The organism is Runella sp. R0.1_18 (assembly GCF_057652155.1).
Genome location: NZ_JBYFCK010000076.1, coordinates 1 through 961, shown reverse-complemented (window position 1 = coordinate 961; position 961 = coordinate 1). Strand labels below are relative to the sequence as shown.

Sequence of the window (961 nt, the reverse complement as noted above, 5' to 3'; positions counted from 1 at the left end):
TCTACCAATACTTGCCCATCATTGGGTTCTACGCCATCAGAACCATTGGTATTGACAGGGTTTGTTCCGCTATTATATGATTTAGCCCGTGAATAAGGACCATAATTGGTACTTCCTCCATTTCCTCCAGTATGTCCGCCACCACCACCAGCCAAATCAGACGCTCCTCCACCTCCTCCCATACCAGAACCTCCCCTTCCCGCATATGGGTAATTAGAACACCGAGCCCCTCCTACCGAGATACCTATTAAACTCACCTGTCCCCCTCCTATCGTACAATCATTAAATATTCCTACTCCCCCATTCCCATTCAACCCTCCCCCTCCAGTCGAAAAATCTGACCCAAATCCACCACCACCATTGCCATCGGTAGCTCCACTGCCTCCCAAACCTTTAGAAGGGCTACCACCATTATCTGACGCCCCTCCAGTACCTCCAGCAGCAATCATCAATAAAGTATTGGTGGATAGGTTCACTACCCCTGACCCAGCTCCACCACCTCCTCCTGAAGAATTGAAATTGAGGGGACTAATTTTCCCATTTTCTCCTTTTCCTCCCGCCACAAACATTAAGGTATGGCCTGGCTGTATCACAAAATCGCCCCTTACAGAAGCACCAGTACTACCCATAATGAGGATAGCCTCAGTACTTCTATCATAACCCTTTCCACCCCCGCCACCTTGTGCTGTAATCCTTAACGTCACAGCGCTTCCTGTGTTGTTTGTCCAAGTATAAGAAGTACCTGTTTGCTGGCAGCTTTTGAGCGTAAGTAAGGTAGTGGTTTGTGCCTGTGTTAGGGTACCTAAAAGAAGTAGCCCTACCATGTAGAAGCTAGGCTTTTTGACAAGCATAACCAGCCAGAGACGACAAAATAGCGTAAATACGTTGATTTTCATTTTGATGAAAAATAGTAATAGTAGTGAGAATAAGTTAAGCTATGCACTACAAAGTAGCGACACTT

The 961-nt window shown here is 46.4% G+C and carries 1 pseudogene; it reads right to left on the bottom strand.

The window, feature by feature from the left end:
• Positions 1-896, bottom strand: a pseudogene (locus AC23P2_RS31095) (hypothetical protein); the annotation flags it as partial.
• Positions 897-961 lie beyond the last annotated feature (65 nt).